Annotated in this window: 16 protein-coding genes; 10 read left to right on the top strand and 6 right to left on the bottom strand. The window is 53.1% G+C overall.

Going from position 1 to position 15,650, the window contains the following annotated elements; all coding sequences use genetic code 11:
• Nucleotides 1-117 precede the first annotated feature (117 nt).
• Nucleotides 118-774 (top strand): hypothetical protein, encoded by a 657-nt coding sequence (locus CRO08_RS06355; protein ID WP_141398261.1) that lies wholly within the window; start codon nucleotides 118-120, stop codon nucleotides 772-774.
• A gap of 72 nt (nucleotides 775-846) precedes the next feature.
• Nucleotides 847-1,431, top strand: a complete 585-nt coding sequence (locus CRO08_RS06350; protein ID WP_097035486.1) for a flavodoxin family protein — start codon at nucleotides 847-849, stop codon at nucleotides 1,429-1,431.
• Here CRO08_RS06350 and CRO08_RS06345 read toward each other — a convergent pair.
• From CRO08_RS06345 to tgt, 4 genes are read right to left on the bottom strand one after another with little or no spacing between them, the layout of a single operon-like run.
• Nucleotides 1,414-1,905, bottom strand: a complete 492-nt coding sequence (locus CRO08_RS06345; RefSeq protein WP_097035485.1) for a hypothetical protein — start codon at nucleotides 1,903-1,905, stop codon at nucleotides 1,414-1,416. The two genes, CRO08_RS06350 and CRO08_RS06345, sit on opposite strands and share 18 nt — an antisense overlap.
• The gene (locus tag CRO08_RS06340; protein ID WP_097035484.1) at nucleotides 1,905-2,900 is read right to left on the bottom strand and encodes a DUF2156 domain-containing protein; all 996 of its coding nucleotides are present in this window, start codon (nucleotides 2,898-2,900) and stop codon (nucleotides 1,905-1,907) included. The genes CRO08_RS06345 and CRO08_RS06340 overlap by 1 nt, the downstream gene beginning before the upstream one ends.
• A 44-nt stretch (nucleotides 2,901-2,944) precedes the next feature.
• Entirely contained in the window at nucleotides 2,945-3,274 is a 330-nt protein-coding gene (locus tag CRO08_RS06335; RefSeq protein ID WP_141398260.1) for a hypothetical protein, read from the bottom strand.
• Between the two features lie 9 nt (nucleotides 3,275-3,283).
• Nucleotides 3,284-4,429 (bottom strand): tRNA guanosine(34) transglycosylase Tgt, encoded by a 1,146-nt coding sequence (gene tgt, locus CRO08_RS06330; protein WP_097035482.1) that lies wholly within the window; start codon nucleotides 4,427-4,429, stop codon nucleotides 3,284-3,286.
• Nucleotides 4,430-4,964: 535 nt separating this feature from the next.
• Between tgt and CRO08_RS06320 the strand changes: the two genes are divergently transcribed.
• The 7 genes from CRO08_RS06320 to CRO08_RS06290 all read left to right on the top strand — a co-directional run bounded on the left by CRO08_RS06320 (nucleotide 4,965) and on the right by CRO08_RS06290 (nucleotide 11,904).
• Nucleotides 4,965-5,999: a D-alanine--D-alanine ligase gene (locus tag CRO08_RS06320; RefSeq protein WP_097035480.1), complete on the top strand. Its 1,035-nt coding sequence runs from the start codon at nucleotides 4,965-4,967 to the stop codon at nucleotides 5,997-5,999.
• On the top strand, nucleotides 5,996-6,706 hold the full coding sequence (gene tsaB, locus CRO08_RS06315) for a tRNA (adenosine(37)-N6)-threonylcarbamoyltransferase complex dimerization subunit type 1 TsaB (RefSeq protein WP_097035479.1): 711 nt from the start codon (nucleotides 5,996-5,998) through the stop codon (nucleotides 6,704-6,706). The genes CRO08_RS06320 and tsaB overlap by 4 nt, the downstream gene beginning before the upstream one ends.
• 26 nt (nucleotides 6,707-6,732) lie before the next feature.
• Entirely contained in the window at nucleotides 6,733-7,173 is a 441-nt protein-coding gene (locus CRO08_RS06310; protein WP_097035478.1) for a GNAT family N-acetyltransferase, read from the top strand.
• Between the two features lie 11 nt (nucleotides 7,174-7,184).
• On the top strand, nucleotides 7,185-8,027 hold the full coding sequence (locus CRO08_RS06305) for a YdcF family protein (RefSeq protein ID WP_141398259.1): 843 nt from the start codon (nucleotides 7,185-7,187) through the stop codon (nucleotides 8,025-8,027).
• 19 nt (nucleotides 8,028-8,046) lie between these two features.
• The gene (locus tag CRO08_RS06300; RefSeq protein WP_097035476.1) at nucleotides 8,047-10,389 is read left to right on the top strand and encodes a DUF748 domain-containing protein; all 2,343 of its coding nucleotides are present in this window, start codon (nucleotides 8,047-8,049) and stop codon (nucleotides 10,387-10,389) included.
• A gap of 36 nt (nucleotides 10,390-10,425) precedes the next feature.
• A complete protein-coding gene (locus CRO08_RS06295) occupies nucleotides 10,426-11,247 on the top strand; it encodes a NifU family protein (RefSeq protein ID WP_097035475.1) in 822 nt (273 codons plus the stop codon).
• A 141-nt stretch (nucleotides 11,248-11,388) separates the two neighbouring features.
• The gene (locus CRO08_RS06290; RefSeq protein ID WP_101956414.1) at nucleotides 11,389-11,904 is read left to right on the top strand and encodes a cellulase family glycosylhydrolase; all 516 of its coding nucleotides are present in this window, start codon (nucleotides 11,389-11,391) and stop codon (nucleotides 11,902-11,904) included.
• A gap of 70 nt (nucleotides 11,905-11,974) precedes the next feature.
• Here the strand turns inward: CRO08_RS06290 and CRO08_RS06285 are convergent, their stop codons facing one another.
• Together CRO08_RS06285 and CRO08_RS06280 are read right to left on the bottom strand one after the other, a co-directional pair.
• The gene (locus CRO08_RS06285; protein WP_176495013.1) at nucleotides 11,975-12,823 is read right to left on the bottom strand and encodes an IS3 family transposase; all 849 of its coding nucleotides are present in this window, start codon (nucleotides 12,821-12,823) and stop codon (nucleotides 11,975-11,977) included.
• A gap of 17 nt (nucleotides 12,824-12,840) precedes the next feature.
• Complete coding sequence (locus CRO08_RS06280) at nucleotides 12,841-13,170, bottom strand: transposase (RefSeq protein WP_097034692.1); 330 nt, start codon at nucleotides 13,168-13,170, stop codon at nucleotides 12,841-12,843.
• Nucleotides 13,171-13,195: 25 nt separating this feature from the next.
• Here CRO08_RS06280 and CRO08_RS06275 point away from each other — a divergent pair, with 25 nt between their 5' ends.
• Nucleotides 13,196-15,499 (top strand): cellulase family glycosylhydrolase, encoded by a 2,304-nt coding sequence (locus CRO08_RS06275; RefSeq protein WP_097035473.1) that lies wholly within the window; start codon nucleotides 13,196-13,198, stop codon nucleotides 15,497-15,499.
• The last annotated feature ends 151 nt before the right edge of the window (nucleotides 15,500-15,650 follow it).

Raw genomic sequence — 15,650 nt, 5'->3', positions numbered from 1 at the left:
CCGCATTACGACGACGGAATTTTAGTTGTCGGCCTACTGGATTTTTTGATGCAAAAGGAATGGATCGCCTGAGTGACGTTTGGACGGTTTATAGAAGAGTTTTTTATAATTACATTCATGAACAAATTCATAGCCATCGTACTTTTAATATGCACCATCGCATTTGCGGACGAAGATGGCGTAGTCCCCGAAGTAGATAGGAAAAGACAAATTGACCCCGCCGTTATTTTGGGAGGTTTCGGATATTCCTCTCTAGACAGAATTGCAATCGAAGGATTTATTTTAAATGGAATTCAGCCGTTTAAAAACATAGGCTTATATCTTGAATTTTCCCCACGGCTAGATTTAAGGTTAGATGCTGATGAGTCATCTTATGGTAGCTTAAGTGTTTTTTTGATTGCAGGCATGGCAAATCTAATATTGCAAGCCAATGAAAGCAACAAAGAGGAAAAAGAAGAAATATCTGTTGCCTACTACATTGTTTTCGGATCATTATGGCTTTCTTCAGGTACATCCTATTATGCTCTTTTGGGAAACAACATGATTGGCCTATCCATATTCGAAAATCATCTATTTGAATGGTGGATAGACAAAGACGATTGGGATATGAGAGAAGTTGGATTTATGGAAAGCGTCGGCCTGCAGGCCAATTTACTTTTTATGTTTGTCGGTGGCGGTGTTCAGTTTGAAGTAACGAATAGACGGCGGAATCTCGGCGTTTTCTTTCATATAAAGCTTTTCCCCATATTTTTTGAAAGATTTCCCCATGAGTGACATTTTCTAGATTCTGGGGTGTTTAACAAGAGAAAGTTTTATAGAAGAACGTTTCTTTTGGATGGAGACACAATGAGAAAAGTGGTCATTTTGAATGCAAGCCCGCGCAAAGACGGAAACATCAGCCAGATGTTAAATATCATAGGTGATACCCTGTTTGAAAAAGGCACCGAGGTAACAATCATTGATGTCTGCAAGCTGGAATTTCGCCCGTGTATCGGTTGCATGAAATGCCGTAGCGCTCACGATTGCGTGATGCCAGAAGACGATGCGAAACGGATTTTGCGCCTGGTGCAAGAATGCGACGCCCTTGTGGTCGGTTCGCCTTGCTACTGGGGCAACATGACCGGGCAACTCAAAATGCTTTTCGACCGTTGGGTTTACGGCATGATGGACCACAGCGAACGCGATTACCCGATTCCACTGTTAAAGGGAAAGAAGGCTGTCATTGTGACGACATGCACTACCCAATGGCCATTCAACCTGATTTTCAAGCAGTCGGCCGGCACCGTCCGCGCCCTCAAGGAAATCCTCTGCTGGAGCGGATTCAAGATTGCAGGCGTGATTCAAAAAGGCGGAACAAACAAGAACAAAGGTCTTACACCCAAAGAAATCGCCAAGTGCAAGAAAATCGCCTTGTCACTTGGTTCGCATTAGAATTATAGGGAAACCTTCGCGGTATTCTTTGATGATTTCCGGGTGCATCTTGGCGTATTCGAAAATCTTATCGCCGAGGCCGTCCTGTACGAGATTTACGAGGGCCTGGCTCGGAACCGCGCCGATGCTTGGGCACGTGGGAGTGAGCGCGATGACGAGTTCGTCGTCTTTACGCATAATACGAAGCGGCCAGATGGAACAGTCGAAGGGCTTGTCTTCGGACTTTAAAATGCAGCCTTTGTGCGGGTCCAGGAAGGTGCAGGGTACTTCTTCTTCGGGATCGGCGGTTTTGTACCCACCAAGGACAATTTGTCCATTGCGGAACTCCCCCACCACGCCGTATTCGTTGGGCTTGCTGAGTTTTTCGGCGACTTCAGGCGGGAACAGCGGCGTTTCCCAGAGACTCTGCCTGCGGAAAGAGCAACAGAATTTGCAGGCGGCGCAGGATGATCTTGAAAGGACGCGAGAAAGCATCACTCCCCCACTCGAACGTGCATTTTATCGAGAATCGTTTGCGGGTAATATGAAAGTTTCGCCTTGCGGAGTCCTTCGATGTTAATGTCTTCTTCGCGGTTGATGGACTTCGCGCCTGCAGTTACGAGGCGCTCGGCAAACAGCTTGTTTATAATCGCGTACCCGCCATTCACCGCATATTCGTCGATGACTTTTTCGAAGTGTATATCCCATGCACCAGGAGCTATTTCGGAAGCCATGGTCATACTGACGGGCTTGCCTTCGACATACAGCACCGCCCCTTTCATGCCGAGAGCATCAAAGTTTTCCAACGCCTCGACGATGGCACAGTATTCCGCATTGCGCGATTTTTCGTCTTCGGAGCGTTCTGCAAGGGCGGCATCCGCACAGTCACAGGGTGTTTCTTGACCGGAATCGCCCGGAGCGGCATCGTCGATATTAAGCCAACGCTTTTCAACTTCAAGTGCATCGGTAATGTTGGCCGGTGTCATTTCGCGCAGTTCAAACTGCCCGTAGGTGCGTGTAAAGCGTGAAATGTGATTGCGTTTTTTGCGGTAAGTGTTCCCCGGCAAGTTAGCAAGGCTTTCGGCAGAATAGATGTAGTCGCTGTCGCCGCGGTTTTCTTCGAAATGGAGGGGCGGTTCTGCGTCGTTCGCCCCGGCGCTTGCAAAATATTCCCGCAAAATCTGTGCCCGCGGCTCGTCCACAAGGCAGAATTCCAACGGACGGCCCGATTTGTGGGCATCTTCGACAATAAGTGCAAGCGCCGCCGCTGCATCGCCCTCCCCAAGCGGGAAAGCGTACCCGCGACGGCTCCCAACACCGTTATAGTAGCGGAAGAGGAACCCGTCTTGCAGCGCAATCTGCGTGCCGTACTTTTGCCGTAGCAGGAAAATGTTCGCGAAGCTCGCGTCACTGCCGGTATAGCCCGAATCGACCACGGCCTTTGTCGCCGAAGCTCGATCAGAAAGTTCTGGGGTCTTAAAGTTTATCATCTTTCAGAAAATACAATTTTTTACGGCATAAGGAGCGGATTTCCTTATTTATCTTTTTTCTTAAACCGGAATGAAATTTTCTCATGTGCTCTTGGATCATACTTTGCGAGTGCATACACAAACGCAAACATGTAGATGATTAGGCATATAACGGCATGTAATGCTCCATCATCCTGTGATTCCGCTTTTTTGCCTATAAACAGAATTACAACCGAAGAAAATGGCACATACAAGCCCCAGAAAATCTTAAACGCCATTTGAATCAGGGTATTTTTTTCTTTTAACTTATAACTCCAGGCAACTAGACGAATCAATAGAAAGGACACTAGAAAAGTGTACGCATACATAATGACGATTACGGTGATCATCGACATAAAAACTCCTTATTTCGCGTCGCGCTGGAGTTGCGGGATAATTTCGGCAGACCAGTCCTCGAAATCGCCCACCTCGATGTGATCGCGGGCCTGCTGCATCAGGTGCAAATAGAAATGCAGGTTGTGCAGCGTCGAGAGCGTCCAGCCGAGGGGTTCCTTGGTCTTGAACAGATGGCGCACGTAAGCGCGGGTGTAGTCCCGGCAGCAATGACAGTCGCATTCCGGGTCAAGCGGGCTGCTATCATCGGCGAACTTCGCATTCTTGTAGCGGAGTACGCCTCTGCTTGTGTATACGAGGCCGTCTTGCGCATTCTTGGCGGGCAGAATGCAGTCGAACATGTCGACCCCGCGCTTGATGAGTTCCAGCAGGTTCCAGGGAGTGCCCACCCCCATCACGTAACGGGCGCGGTCGGCAGGCAGTAAATTCGTGCAGAAATCTGCGATTTCGTACATGGTTTCTACGGGTTCGCCAACGGAAAGGCCGCCCATCGCGTAGCCGTCGGGAGCGATTTCCTTGAGCGCGTCAATGGATTTTTGGCGGAGTTCCTTGTGCATGCCGCCCTGAACAATCCCGAAAAAGAATTGTGGGTAATCATGAACTGGCGGGTTCTCGCGTAGCCAATCCATCGCGCGCTTTGTCCAGGCCAGCGTGTAGTTGAGCGATTGCGAGGCCTCCTCGACGGTGCTCGGGTAAGGCGTGCATTCGTCGAAGGCCATGATGATGTCCGCGCCAATTTCGCGCTGCGCCTTCATCACCGATTCCGGAGTGAACATGTGGCGCGAGCCGTCCAGATGGCTATGGAATTCCACGCCTTCTTCGATAATGTGGCGCAGGTCCTTGAGGCTCCAGACTTGGAATCCACCGCTGTCAGTGAGCATCGGGCCGTTCCAGCCCATGAACTTCTGCACGCCGCCCATCTTGGCTACGAGTTCCGTGCCCGGGCGCAGGTACAGATGGTAGGTGTTAGCGAGAATGATCTGCGCCTGCATTTCGCGCAGGTCCCGCGACGAAAGCCCCTTCACGCTCGCAAGAGTGCCCACCGGCATAAAAATCGGTGTTTCTACGACGCCATGCGCCGTGTGGAGCCGACCGCGGCGGGCCTTGCACTTGTCGCTTGTCTTGAGGAGTTCGAAGGGATTCTGGTTCAATGATATACCTTTTTCAATGAATCTAGAAATTCATCGCCCAACATTCCGCTCGACTGCGGCATCGATAGCACTATGAACCATATCTTCTTCGGAAACATCCTCTTCAAGTACGCCGGCAGTCGCCCTAGGATCAGATAACCAACGTATTATTGTAGAATCACTTATATTCTGAATATTTGTCGTATCGGACGGACTAGACGAAAAAACGGTAGAATCTTGCGTAATTGCATTTGTTGAATCCGCCGGGGTCGCAGGAATAACGGCATCCCTACCCTGAGGCTCCGCCGGAACGGATAATGCCGCGGAAAGCCCCAAAAGGGCGACGAGCCTCGCCTTGGTTCTGGGGTTAAACTCGCCCACACATTCGACTTTTCTGCGTTCGATTTTCATCGTATTACCCGTTACTTTATAAACTACAAATTTTTACATATTATGTAGCGATTTTTTAACACGATAAACAATCCTAAATATGGTTCTTTGGCGTCGGCCTCGTACCGGCGTTTTACTATAATTAAAGCATATAATTCACAAAGAGGTTTTTATGTCCCGCTTACGCGTATTGGTCCTGATGGGTGGCCCGTCCACCGAGCACGATGTTTCCGTAGTGAGTGGCACCGGTGTTGTCCGCGCCATGAACCCGGAACGCTACAATATCCACCCCGTTTTGATTGACAAGGACGGCACCTGGCACTGGTCCGCCCGCGAACTTTCCCCGTACCAGAAGGACAACTTCTCGGTGAACTACTTCCGCAGCCTCGAGGGCTCGGCAGCCTGCACCAAGAAGTCCCCCGCCCTCTCCGAACTCCCGGCTGCCGACATCGCGTTCTTGGCGCTGCACGGCAAGTGGGGCGAAGATGGTCACATCCAGGCGATGCTCGAGAACTGGGGCATCCCGTACACGGGTTGCGGCCTGCTTGCCTCGGCACTTGCGATGGACAAAATCAAGTCCAAGGAAATCTACCGCGCAAACGGCATCCCGACCCCGCCGTACCGCGTCATCTGGAAGCACGACTTTGCGGGCGATACGCTCGTGAGCGTCGCCGACGAACTCGGGTTCCCGCTCGTGATCAAGGACCCGCTGGGAGGTTCTTCCATCGGCATTGGCATTGCGAAAGACATGGACGAGGCCGGCAAGATTGCGCAGGAATTGTTCAAGGATTCTAACCGCCTGCTGTGCGAGAAGTTTATCGCCGGCGGCGAAGCGAGCTGCGGCTACATCGAAGGCGAAAAGCCGCTCCCGCCCACCGAGATGCGCATGACAACCCGTGAATACTTCGACTTCGAGGCGAAGTACAACGGTGAATGCCAGGAAGTGACTCCCGCGGAATTCCCTGCCGAACTCACGGCCCGCATCCAGGAACTCGCCAGGAATGCTCACTTCGCGCTCGGCGGTGCAGGCTACAGCCGCACGGACGTGCGCATCGCGAAGGACGGCCAGATTTATGCCATCGAGACGAACACGCTCCCGGGCATGACCCCCACGTCGATTCTCCCGGCTCAGGCAGCCTGCAACGGCATTACCTACAGCCAGCTCATCGACATGATTATCGACAAGAGCCTCACGATTAAGAGATGACTATTGACTTATACGTAGATACTTCCCGGAAGGGCATCTCGATGGCGGTTGCGACCAGCGGCCAGCCTATGAATGCGCGAACTACGGATGCAAGCGCTCGCGTTTACGACGAAATCGTGAACACGGAGGCCCGCGGGGAAATTCTCGGGGAATCGCTCGACACGCTGCTCACGCGCGTGGGCGCGACTCTCGATGACGTGAAGCGCGTGATGGTGACGCTCGGGCCCGGCTCTTTCAGCGGGCTCAGGACCGGAGTGGCATTCTGCCAGGGGCTTTGCTTCAGCGGGAAGCGCGAACTCTACGGGGTCACGACCCTGCAGGCGCTCGCATGTTTTGCGCACGATGCCGCGGGCAATACACCTGCGTGTACCGATGCCGCGGGCAAGGAATGCGCCGAGATTGCAGTCATTATCCGCGCACGCACCGGGTTCTGGTACATGAGGCTGAACGGCGAGGAATTCTTCATCGAGACGCCCGAGGTTATCGAACGCATTAAAAATGCGAAAGTCAAGGCGATTGTCGCGGACGCCCCCGCACAGGAAGACGAAGCGCTCAAGGCTGCCTTTGCTAAAATTGGCGCAAGCGTTTCGCCCGATACGGGCAAGCCGCTCGACATGTGGGCCCCGCTGTTCAGTACCGTAAAGCCGTCGCTCATTCAGGAAGCGAACTACATTCAGCCGTCCTATTTCGAAAAGTTGAAATCGTAGCCCGCGGGCTTGCGGAAGGTTTGCCGATGCCCGTTCGCGAAATGAAAATAGATGACTTGCCGCAAGTCCTTCAAATCCAGAAGGCGCTTGCCTTCCAGGACTGGAACGAGCGGCAGTTTATTGCAGAAATCACGGCGAACTACGCCCTGTGCGTCGTTTACGTTGAGGCGGCGCTTCACACCCCGATTCTTGGTTATGCCATTTTCCACCTGATGGGCCCGGACAGCGAACTTCTGAGCATCGCCGCAAATGCACCGCACCAGCGCGCAGGAATCGGCACTGCGCTATTGAACGCGGGCCTTGCACATCTCGATTTCGCAAAAGGCGATAAAATGTTCCTCGAGGTTCGCGAAGGCAATACAAAAGCCCGCCGCTTCTACGAGAAGCATGGTTTCGAGCCATACGCAGAGCGCAAGAAGTACTATGCCGACGGTGAAAACGCAATACTTTATCAGAAATCAAAATAAGGGATGTACTCGTGACTAAGATTCTGATGCAGGACAAGAATACGCGCAAGAGGAGCCGCAAGGTTCTGGGTGCGATTATAGTCGTGGTATTTTGCTTGTTGGCCGCCATCTATGTCGTTGTGGAAAAGAGCGGCAAGTGGCTCGTGGTCAATGACGAGTTCGAACACGCCACCTGGGCGGTGATTCTTGACGGGCAATCCGCGAACATGGAAAGGAATGACTACGTGGCAGACCTGAAGGCTCAAGGGAAAGTCGATTCCGTGCTTATCCTCGGGCGGCGCGTCTACCGTGACAAGAGCAACGTGGACTTTTACGCCGAAGACTTCATGCGCCTCGGCAAGTTCAACCCCGCCACTATTTTCCTTGTCCGGCACGACGACCCTTCCACGCTGAGCGAGGCGTGCACGATTATTCCCTGGCTCAAGAAGCACAAGGCGGATACGGTACTCCTGGTTACGGCAGCGCCCGCCACCCGCCGTGCAAAGCGCATTTTCGAGACGCTTTCGGGTGAAAGCCCCGTGTACGTTACCGCAGACATCGATTATAAACAGCAGTATATCGCCGATGCGTGGATTTTCAACCGCGAGTCACGCAAGAGCTGGCTACGGGAATGGTTCGCCTATGCGCACTCGTTCTTTGACCTGGCAGGTGCATCTACCTTCACGGAAAGCGATTCCACGTATTTTTCGAAGATCCGTTCTATCGCCGACGAGGAGAAGGACGAACCGATTATTGACCTCGTGAGTTTCCAGCAGGAAGCCGAAAAGCCTGCCGCGCCCGCAGATACGGCCCAACCGCCTGCACCTGCGCCTTCTGCACCTGCAAGCGATTCTATCCCGAACAACTTAAAATAACTTTTTTAAATTGGTTATTATGAAAAAAGCACTCAAGATAACAGGCATCGTAATTGCGGCTCTACTCATTCTCGTGATTGCCGCGCTCAAGTTCGCTCCTGGAATTGTAAGGGGCTATATCGTTAACAACTCCGAGGACCTCATCGGGCGCAAGGTCGCCATCGAGAGCATTTCGCTCGACCCGTTCTCGTTTACGCTGAGCATCGACAGCCTTGCGGTGTTCGAGAAGGATGGCGAGACGCCGTTTGTATCCTTCGAGAAGTTCCGCGTGAACGTTGACCCGTTCGACATGTTTACGGGTACGGCCTCGGTGAGCGAAATCTACCTGAAGGGCCTGTATGCGCGAGTGCTTCAGCACGAGGACCGCTTCAACTTTACCGATATCATTGAGTTCCTTGCCAAGGGCGATTCTACTGCGCTCGATTCCGCCGCGATTGCAGCTGTGACCGATTCTGCTGCGGCGAAGGCCGATACGGCAAGCGCGGATTCTGCGGGCATGGTGAATGCGGCCGAGATTGCGGAAGGCCTCCCCTTCAACATTTCCGTAAAGAACATCGTGTTTGAGAAGGGCAACATCATCTACCAGGATACGAAGGTCGGTTCCAAGATTCATCTGCAGGACTTTTCGCTCAATATCCCTGCGGTGTACCTGAGCAACAAGCAGACCGACGTGGGTTTAAGCCTCAAGTTTGCCGACGGTGGTGACCTGAACGTGAAGGTAGAAGCGAACGCGGCGACAAACGACTTCAAGCTGGACGTGAACCTCAAGGACTTTGCGCTCGCCTGCGGAAAGCCGTACCTGAACGACTTTATCAACTACAAGGACTTTACAGGCACGCTCTCTGTGGCCGTGAATGTGGCGGGCAACCTGAACGACATTCTCTCTTCGGATATCAAGGGCACCGTTTCGCTCGATGGCGTCGTGCTTACCGAAACGAGCGGGCGTACGCTCGGCGTGAACCACGTGGGCGTGGGTATTGGCAAGGCGAACATCAACGAGAACAACTACGTGGTGGATTCCGTGGTGGTAGACGGTGCCTTTGCGCACATTGACCTGTACAAGAACGGGAAGACGAATATCGACGTGCTGTTGAAGAAGGGATCCGCCGATGAGCCGGATAGCGCGCAGCTTGCGGCCGACCAGCAACTGGTGCTTGGCGATGCGCCCGATTCTACTGCCGCCCCCGAGGTGAAGGAAGAACCTGCTCCTGCCGAAAAGTCCAAGCCGCTCAAGGCAAAGATCAACAAACTTCTTTTGCAGAACACGAAGGTGAGCGCGACCGACCATTCCATCACCAAGCCGTTTAACTACACGGTGAGCGGGATTACGGTGCTCGGCTCGAACATCAACTACGATACACCCTGTTCCATCAACGTGAAGGCGGCTTTCCCCGACGGCGGAAGCCTGAACGTGAAATACAAGGGAGCGCTCAGCAATATCGGCACGATGGATGCCTACGTGAGCGTGAAGAACCTTGCCCTGAAGCACTTCAGCAACTACAGCCACCACTACACGGGTTACCCGCTCAGCGCCGGCACGCTTGCCTTTGCGAGCGAGAACAAGATAAAGAATTTTGAACTCGACAGCAAGAACACCATCGACATCTACAACATCGATGTTGCGGACAAGGACCCGAATTCGAACCCGGAATTTATGGTGCCCATGAAGGTGGGCCTGTACATCTTGAAGGACAAGGACGACAAGATTCAGTTCGATATTCCGGTACACGGCAACCTGAAGGACCCGCAGTTCTCCGTGGGCAAGATTATCTGGAAGACGGTGATGAACCTGCTTATCAAGGTAGCCCTCTCCCCGCTTAAGATTGTGGGTAACCTCGCCTCTACCGGCGCGGGTGCCATCGGGCTTGACTTGGGCAAGAACGACGAAATCATCATCGACGCAACGGCCAAGACATTCACGAGCGAGCAGTACGCGAAGGCGTCCAAGATGACGGAAGCGCTCTCGAAGGACAAGAACCTGAAGCTCGTGTTCACGCAACTCTACAACGTGCGCAAGACTACGGAAGCCTACCGCACCGTAAAGCTCAAGACGGAATACTACAAGAAGACGCACGGCAAGGAGAATCTGACCGAACTCGACGAGCGGGCCATTGCCGAAATGAGCGACAGCGACGAGGGCTTTGTTGCCTACGTGAAGGAAAACGGCGACAAGCTCGACGTGAAGGCGCTCCGCAAGGAACTTTCTACCCTCGCCGAGGGCAGGAACCAGGACTTGCTGAAGGTCCTCACGCAGCAGAGCAGCGTGACCAAGAAGAATATCAAGGTCATTACTGCCCCGGCGAACCAGCTTTCGAGCCATCGCGGGAAGGCAATGTACAAGGTTTCCGTCGATGTGCAGTAATTTTGCGCTCGCCATTTTGCTAAATTTACCCGCGCTATGAGTGAAGAATTGTGCGCGAACCTCTCCAGCAAGGTTCAAGAGATTGCAAAGGCCCCCAAGTACCGCGGGGCAATTTTCCAGATTGAAGCCGACGAGAAGGGGCTTGCCCTTGTTGACGCGAAGGAATCGAGCCTGAAGGTCTACCTGATGGTTGACCCCGAATGCGACAAGATTCTGGAAACGCGCTTCTTCACATACGGCGGCCCCATATTTACCGCCCTCGCCGATACCTTCTGCAAGAAAATCCAGATGGTGACCATCGAGGAAGCGTGCGCGATTACTGCAGAGAGCCTGGAACAGGAACTCCGCGATAACCCTGATTCCCCCGCCATTCCGGCAAATGCGCCCGAGATTGGCCAGATGAACACGCTCATCAAGAAGGTCCTGGAAGCCTACCCCGAAAAGAAGGCGACCGCCATCCTGGTGCGCGAGAAGATGGAGCGTATCAAGTACCGCACGCAGACCGCCGAAGGCCGCGCCGAAGCCGACGCCGAATGGAATGCGCTCGCGAAGCACGAAAAAATCGAGAAGATCGAGGCCTGGCTGCACCAGTCCGTGCGCGGCATGCTGCAGGGCGACGGCGGAGACGTGGAAATTCTCGACCTCACGGACGATAACCGCCTTAAGATTCGTTACCAGGGTGCCTGTGCGGGCTGCGGTTCTGCGATGGGCGGCACGCTGTTCTACATCGAGGATGAACTCAAGAACAACGTGTACTACAACCTGATTGTGGAACCCGAGGACCCGCTCGACAACATCCAGCCGAACCCGAACCTCCCCGGCCTCGACGACAACAATCCTCCCGCAAGCCTGTTCTAGCCTAAATCGTGTAAAATTATATTATCCAAAGCGGCCAAAAACCGCGTTTTTTGCGTGTTTTACAAATATTACATGCGTTTTTACCATATAAAGTTATTTTTAGGCCGGGATGGTGTAAACCAAAAAATCAGAGGATGTCAAATGAAAAAGATTCTTGCAATTCTCGGCATGGCTGCAGTATCTGCCATGGCCATCAGTGCAAGCCGTGTTGGCCCTGTCAGCACGTACGGTGAACTCAAGGCTAACGGCGGTAAGCTCTCCGGCACTTGCCCCGATTATTCCAACCAGGCTGTTCAGGTGAAGGGCATGAGCCTCTTCTGGAGTTCGGGTGCAGACAGTTCCACGGTGTTCTATTCCGAAAAGGCTGTCAACGCGATGGTGAAGCAGATGAATATCGAAGTCATCCGCTTTGCTATGGGTGTCACCAAGGAAAAATTCGAGGACCAGGGCCGCGGATACCTGAGCAGTGAACAGGGAGCCATCTTGCAGAAGGGCTACCTCAAGAACGTGGTGAACGCCGCCATCGACAACGACATCTACGTAATTATCGACTGGCACATCGAAAGTTCCAACGGCAATACCAGCGAAGCTGTCAAGTTTTTCGAATATGCCGCACAGGAATATGGATTTGTAGTTTTTTTAATAGTGGGTTCATGAACAACCATATTCATTACCGGTTAAGTTAAAATATATCCTTTTTTCTTGTTAAGTGGTATACCCTTGTGGTCTAGGCAGCCTGTTTTGACAGCCTATATTCCACCGGTGTCATGTAACCGAGCGAACTATGGAGCCGTTTCCGGTTGTAGAACAGCTCGATGTACCTGAAAACGGCCTCCCGCACGTCTTCGATGTCCTTGAAGTCTCGCCTGTAGGCCATCTCCTTCTTGAAGCTTGCGAAGAAGCTTTCCATGCAGGCGTTGTCGTAGGGGCAGCCCGGGGCGCTCATCGAGGGCGTTATCCCATTCTCCGAGAGCATCGTGCGGTAGCCCATGCTGCTGTACTGCACGCCACGGTCGGAATGGAAGATTAGTCCGTCGTGATGGCCGCGTTGCATGATGGCATTGGACAACGCGCGCTTGACAAGTTCCGTGTCGATGTTCTTGCTCACGGCATAACCCACCGCCTCCTTGTTGCATAGGTCAAGTACCACGGCAAGGTACACCCAGCCAAGCGTAGTCTTGACGTAGGTGATGTCGCCGGCCCAGACGGCGTTCAGACTGTCGGGATCGAACTTCCGCTGCACCAGGTTCTCGCTGTACATGGAGTCACATTTGCCCTTGCGGTAGGGTTTCCATTTCTTGAGCGTGACCGGATAGAGACCGTTCTCGCGCATGATGCGGCGCAGTTTCCACACCTTTACCTCGTCACCCTTGTCATGGAGTGCCGCCTGCATCTTCGGGCAACCGTACACGCGGTGGTTTTCTTCGAAGGTGTCGCGGACCTTCTGGACAAGCCGTTCTTCGCGGGCCTTCTTCTCGGCACGTTTTTCCTGCTGGCGCGACCACTGGTAGTAGGAACACTGCGGTATTCCTAGGGCTCTGCACATCTTCCTGACTGAGTATTTCTTGCGGTTCACGTGTATCGCCTCGCATTTCAGTCGTGTGGTCGCATAAAGATGTGCAGGGATTTTTTTAGGATCTCTACCGTCTCCTTCTCGTCCGCAAGCTCCTTTTCACGCTTCTTCAGGAGTTTTTCCAGTTCCCTGTTCTTGGCGGCGAGTTCCTCGACGGACACCTTGCGGATTCGCCGTTCCTCGCGGTAGCTCGGCAGGTTGTGTTCCTTGCGGTACTCGTTTACCCACCGACCGACTGTATTGGGCCCGATTCCGAGTTCCTTGGCTATTTGGTTTGCTGACTTTTCGCCTTTCAGGACCAGCTTGATGACCTGTTCCCTTGTCTCGGAGCTATAGTTGATTTTTGCCATTGTTTTACCTTTTGGGGGTTGCGCAATGAATATAGTAGCTTATGCTACCCTCTTATTAAACTCCTGCATGGTCCAATACGGTTCCTACAACAACGTGATTTTCGAAGTCTGGAATGAACCGACCAGCGCCAGCATGAGTACTGTCGCCTCTCATGCAAACTCTGTGATTGCCGCAATTCGTAATTATTCCGACAACCTCGTGCTTGTGGGTAGCCCCGAATGGTCTAGCCATCCGGAACAGTGTGCCACTGCAGGCATTCAGGACTCGAAGAAGAATTTTGCCTGCACGCTCCACTTCTATGCGGCAACGCACCAGGTGGGTGACTATGGCTACAACAGCCGTGCTGCAGAGGCCATATCCAAGGGTGTTCCCGTGTTCGCTTCTGAATGGGGCACTGTTGATGCCAATGGTAACGGAAGCATAGATCAGAATTCCAGCCAGTCCTGGGTGTCCTGGATGAACCAGAACAATGTTTCCTGGGCCAACTGGTCCGCTTCTGCAATTAATGAAAAATCTGCGGCCTTCCAGAATCTCGCTATCGACAACGGCCTTACCTTCACGACCTCCGGCAACATGGTCAAGGGCTGGATGAACGGCTCGAGCGGTTACAAGGATTGCGGCCTCCAGAACGGCAACGGCAGCGAAAATAGCGGTTTCTCTACGGGTGTTGCGAACGGTGCAAAGACTGACATTATTGATGACCTTGAAGATGGTGACCGCTTTGCCTACACGGGCGGATGGTGGTCTGCATTCGCAGATTCCGACGACGATACCGATGGCCAGGGCAAGACGAGCATTAGCAACGGCAAGTGGGAAAACGACTTTGGCAAGCAGGTCTACGATGTGTTGATGCCGTCTAGCGGTGGCAAGAATACCTCCAAGTACATGGCCGGCATCGAAGGCATCAAGCTTTCTCAGGGCAACTACAAGTACGCCCCGTATGTGGCGATCGGCTTGAACCTCAAGCGCGACACCACTGAAATTGACCTCTCTGCCTGCAAGTCCATAAGCTACAAGTTTAAGGGCGCGAGCCACAACTTCCGCGTTGAAACTTCCCTTGTAAAGAACTGGAACTTCCACCACGTGAACAAGGACGGTTCTGCGGAATGGAAGGAAGTTGAACTCACTTGGGACCAGTTCACTCAGGAAAGCTGGGGCGATGACGCTCAGCACTTCAGCCTAGACAAGGGCATGAACAAGGTGCAGCGCTTCGCCTGGGAAGTCAAGGGCGCTCTCGATGTTCCTGATGAAGCGAACCAGCCGAAGTACAACTACCTCTATGTCGATGACGTGCGCTGCAACGGCGTGAGCGTCACGGCCATCTCCGGAAACACCTCGACTCCGACATCCTCCTCTTCGAACGCAAAGTCTAGCTCCAGCAAGGGCGGAAACTCCAGTTCCAGCGATATTTCTATCACCAGTTCTTCTTCTGAGTTCGTTCCTCCGGTATCTTCCTCTGTCGTAATTGCCGACCTCGTCTTTATCGACGATGTTGAAGATGGCGATGAAGTTGCCGCAACGACCGGAACCTGGTATGCCTACACCGACAAGGAACCAGGCGGACAATCCTCCATTACTAACGTTTATGACCCGGCCCTCCCCGGCTACGTCGTGAACCTTTCCGCAACGGTTGACCCGACCAACGGAACCGCAGGCTTTGTAGGCCTTCAGGGCATTGTGTGGAACCAGGCCGATTACGAAGAAGCTCCGTTTGTGGCTCTCGGATTGAACCTGATGGCTGATACGTCGCTTGGCGCAGACCTTTCTGGCTGCAACGCCTTCTCTTACCGTTACAAGGGCGCACAGCACGTGATTAAGGTGCAGGACGGCTCTGTAACCGATTACGCTTATCACCAGCTCAAGATCGATTCCTCGTCTGTATGGACAGAAGTCATTGTTCCGTTCGAAAAACTCGAACAGCCTGTTTGGACAAAGGCTCCTAAGGACATGAACTTCGCTTCCGTCAAGAAAATGGCTTGGGAAGTGGTCGGCTACAAGAACTTCGACATGCAGCCGGCAATTCCCTTCCTCTACGTGGATGACCTGAAGTGCGTGAATGCGACTGTCGGCATCAAGTCCATCGCCCGCGCTTCTGCACAGGGCCTCAAGCTTGCCTCTCAGGGTTCTTCGCTCAACATCTCTGTTGCGAAGTCTGGCTACGTGAAGGTCCAGGTGTTCGACCTGACTGGCCATAGCGTCAAGAGCGTCTCCGAGAACATGCAGGCTGGTGCCCACGCGGTTTCTCTCGAGAACCTGACGGCAGGCAGCTACATCGTCCGCGTGCAGGCTGGCAGCGTAGTCAAGTCCGCCCGCATTACGCTCAAGTAATTCCGAACCAGATTCCTAGAATCTGGTAACCATCAGAAGCGACCGCAAAGTCTAAAATTCAGAAAAACAAACTCTGGTTTGACTTTGCTCTCGCGACAGCCCCCAGTTGATACTGGGGGCTTTTCGCTCACAGCCCCTGGCGCTCTCTGTT

It is taken from the genome of Fibrobacter sp. UWT3 (assembly GCF_900230125.1).
Taxonomy (GTDB): domain Bacteria; phylum Fibrobacterota; class Fibrobacteria; order Fibrobacterales; family Fibrobacteraceae; genus Fibrobacter.
Note: the sequence above shows the minus strand (reverse complement) of the source record. Positions and strands in the feature narration are given on the sequence as shown.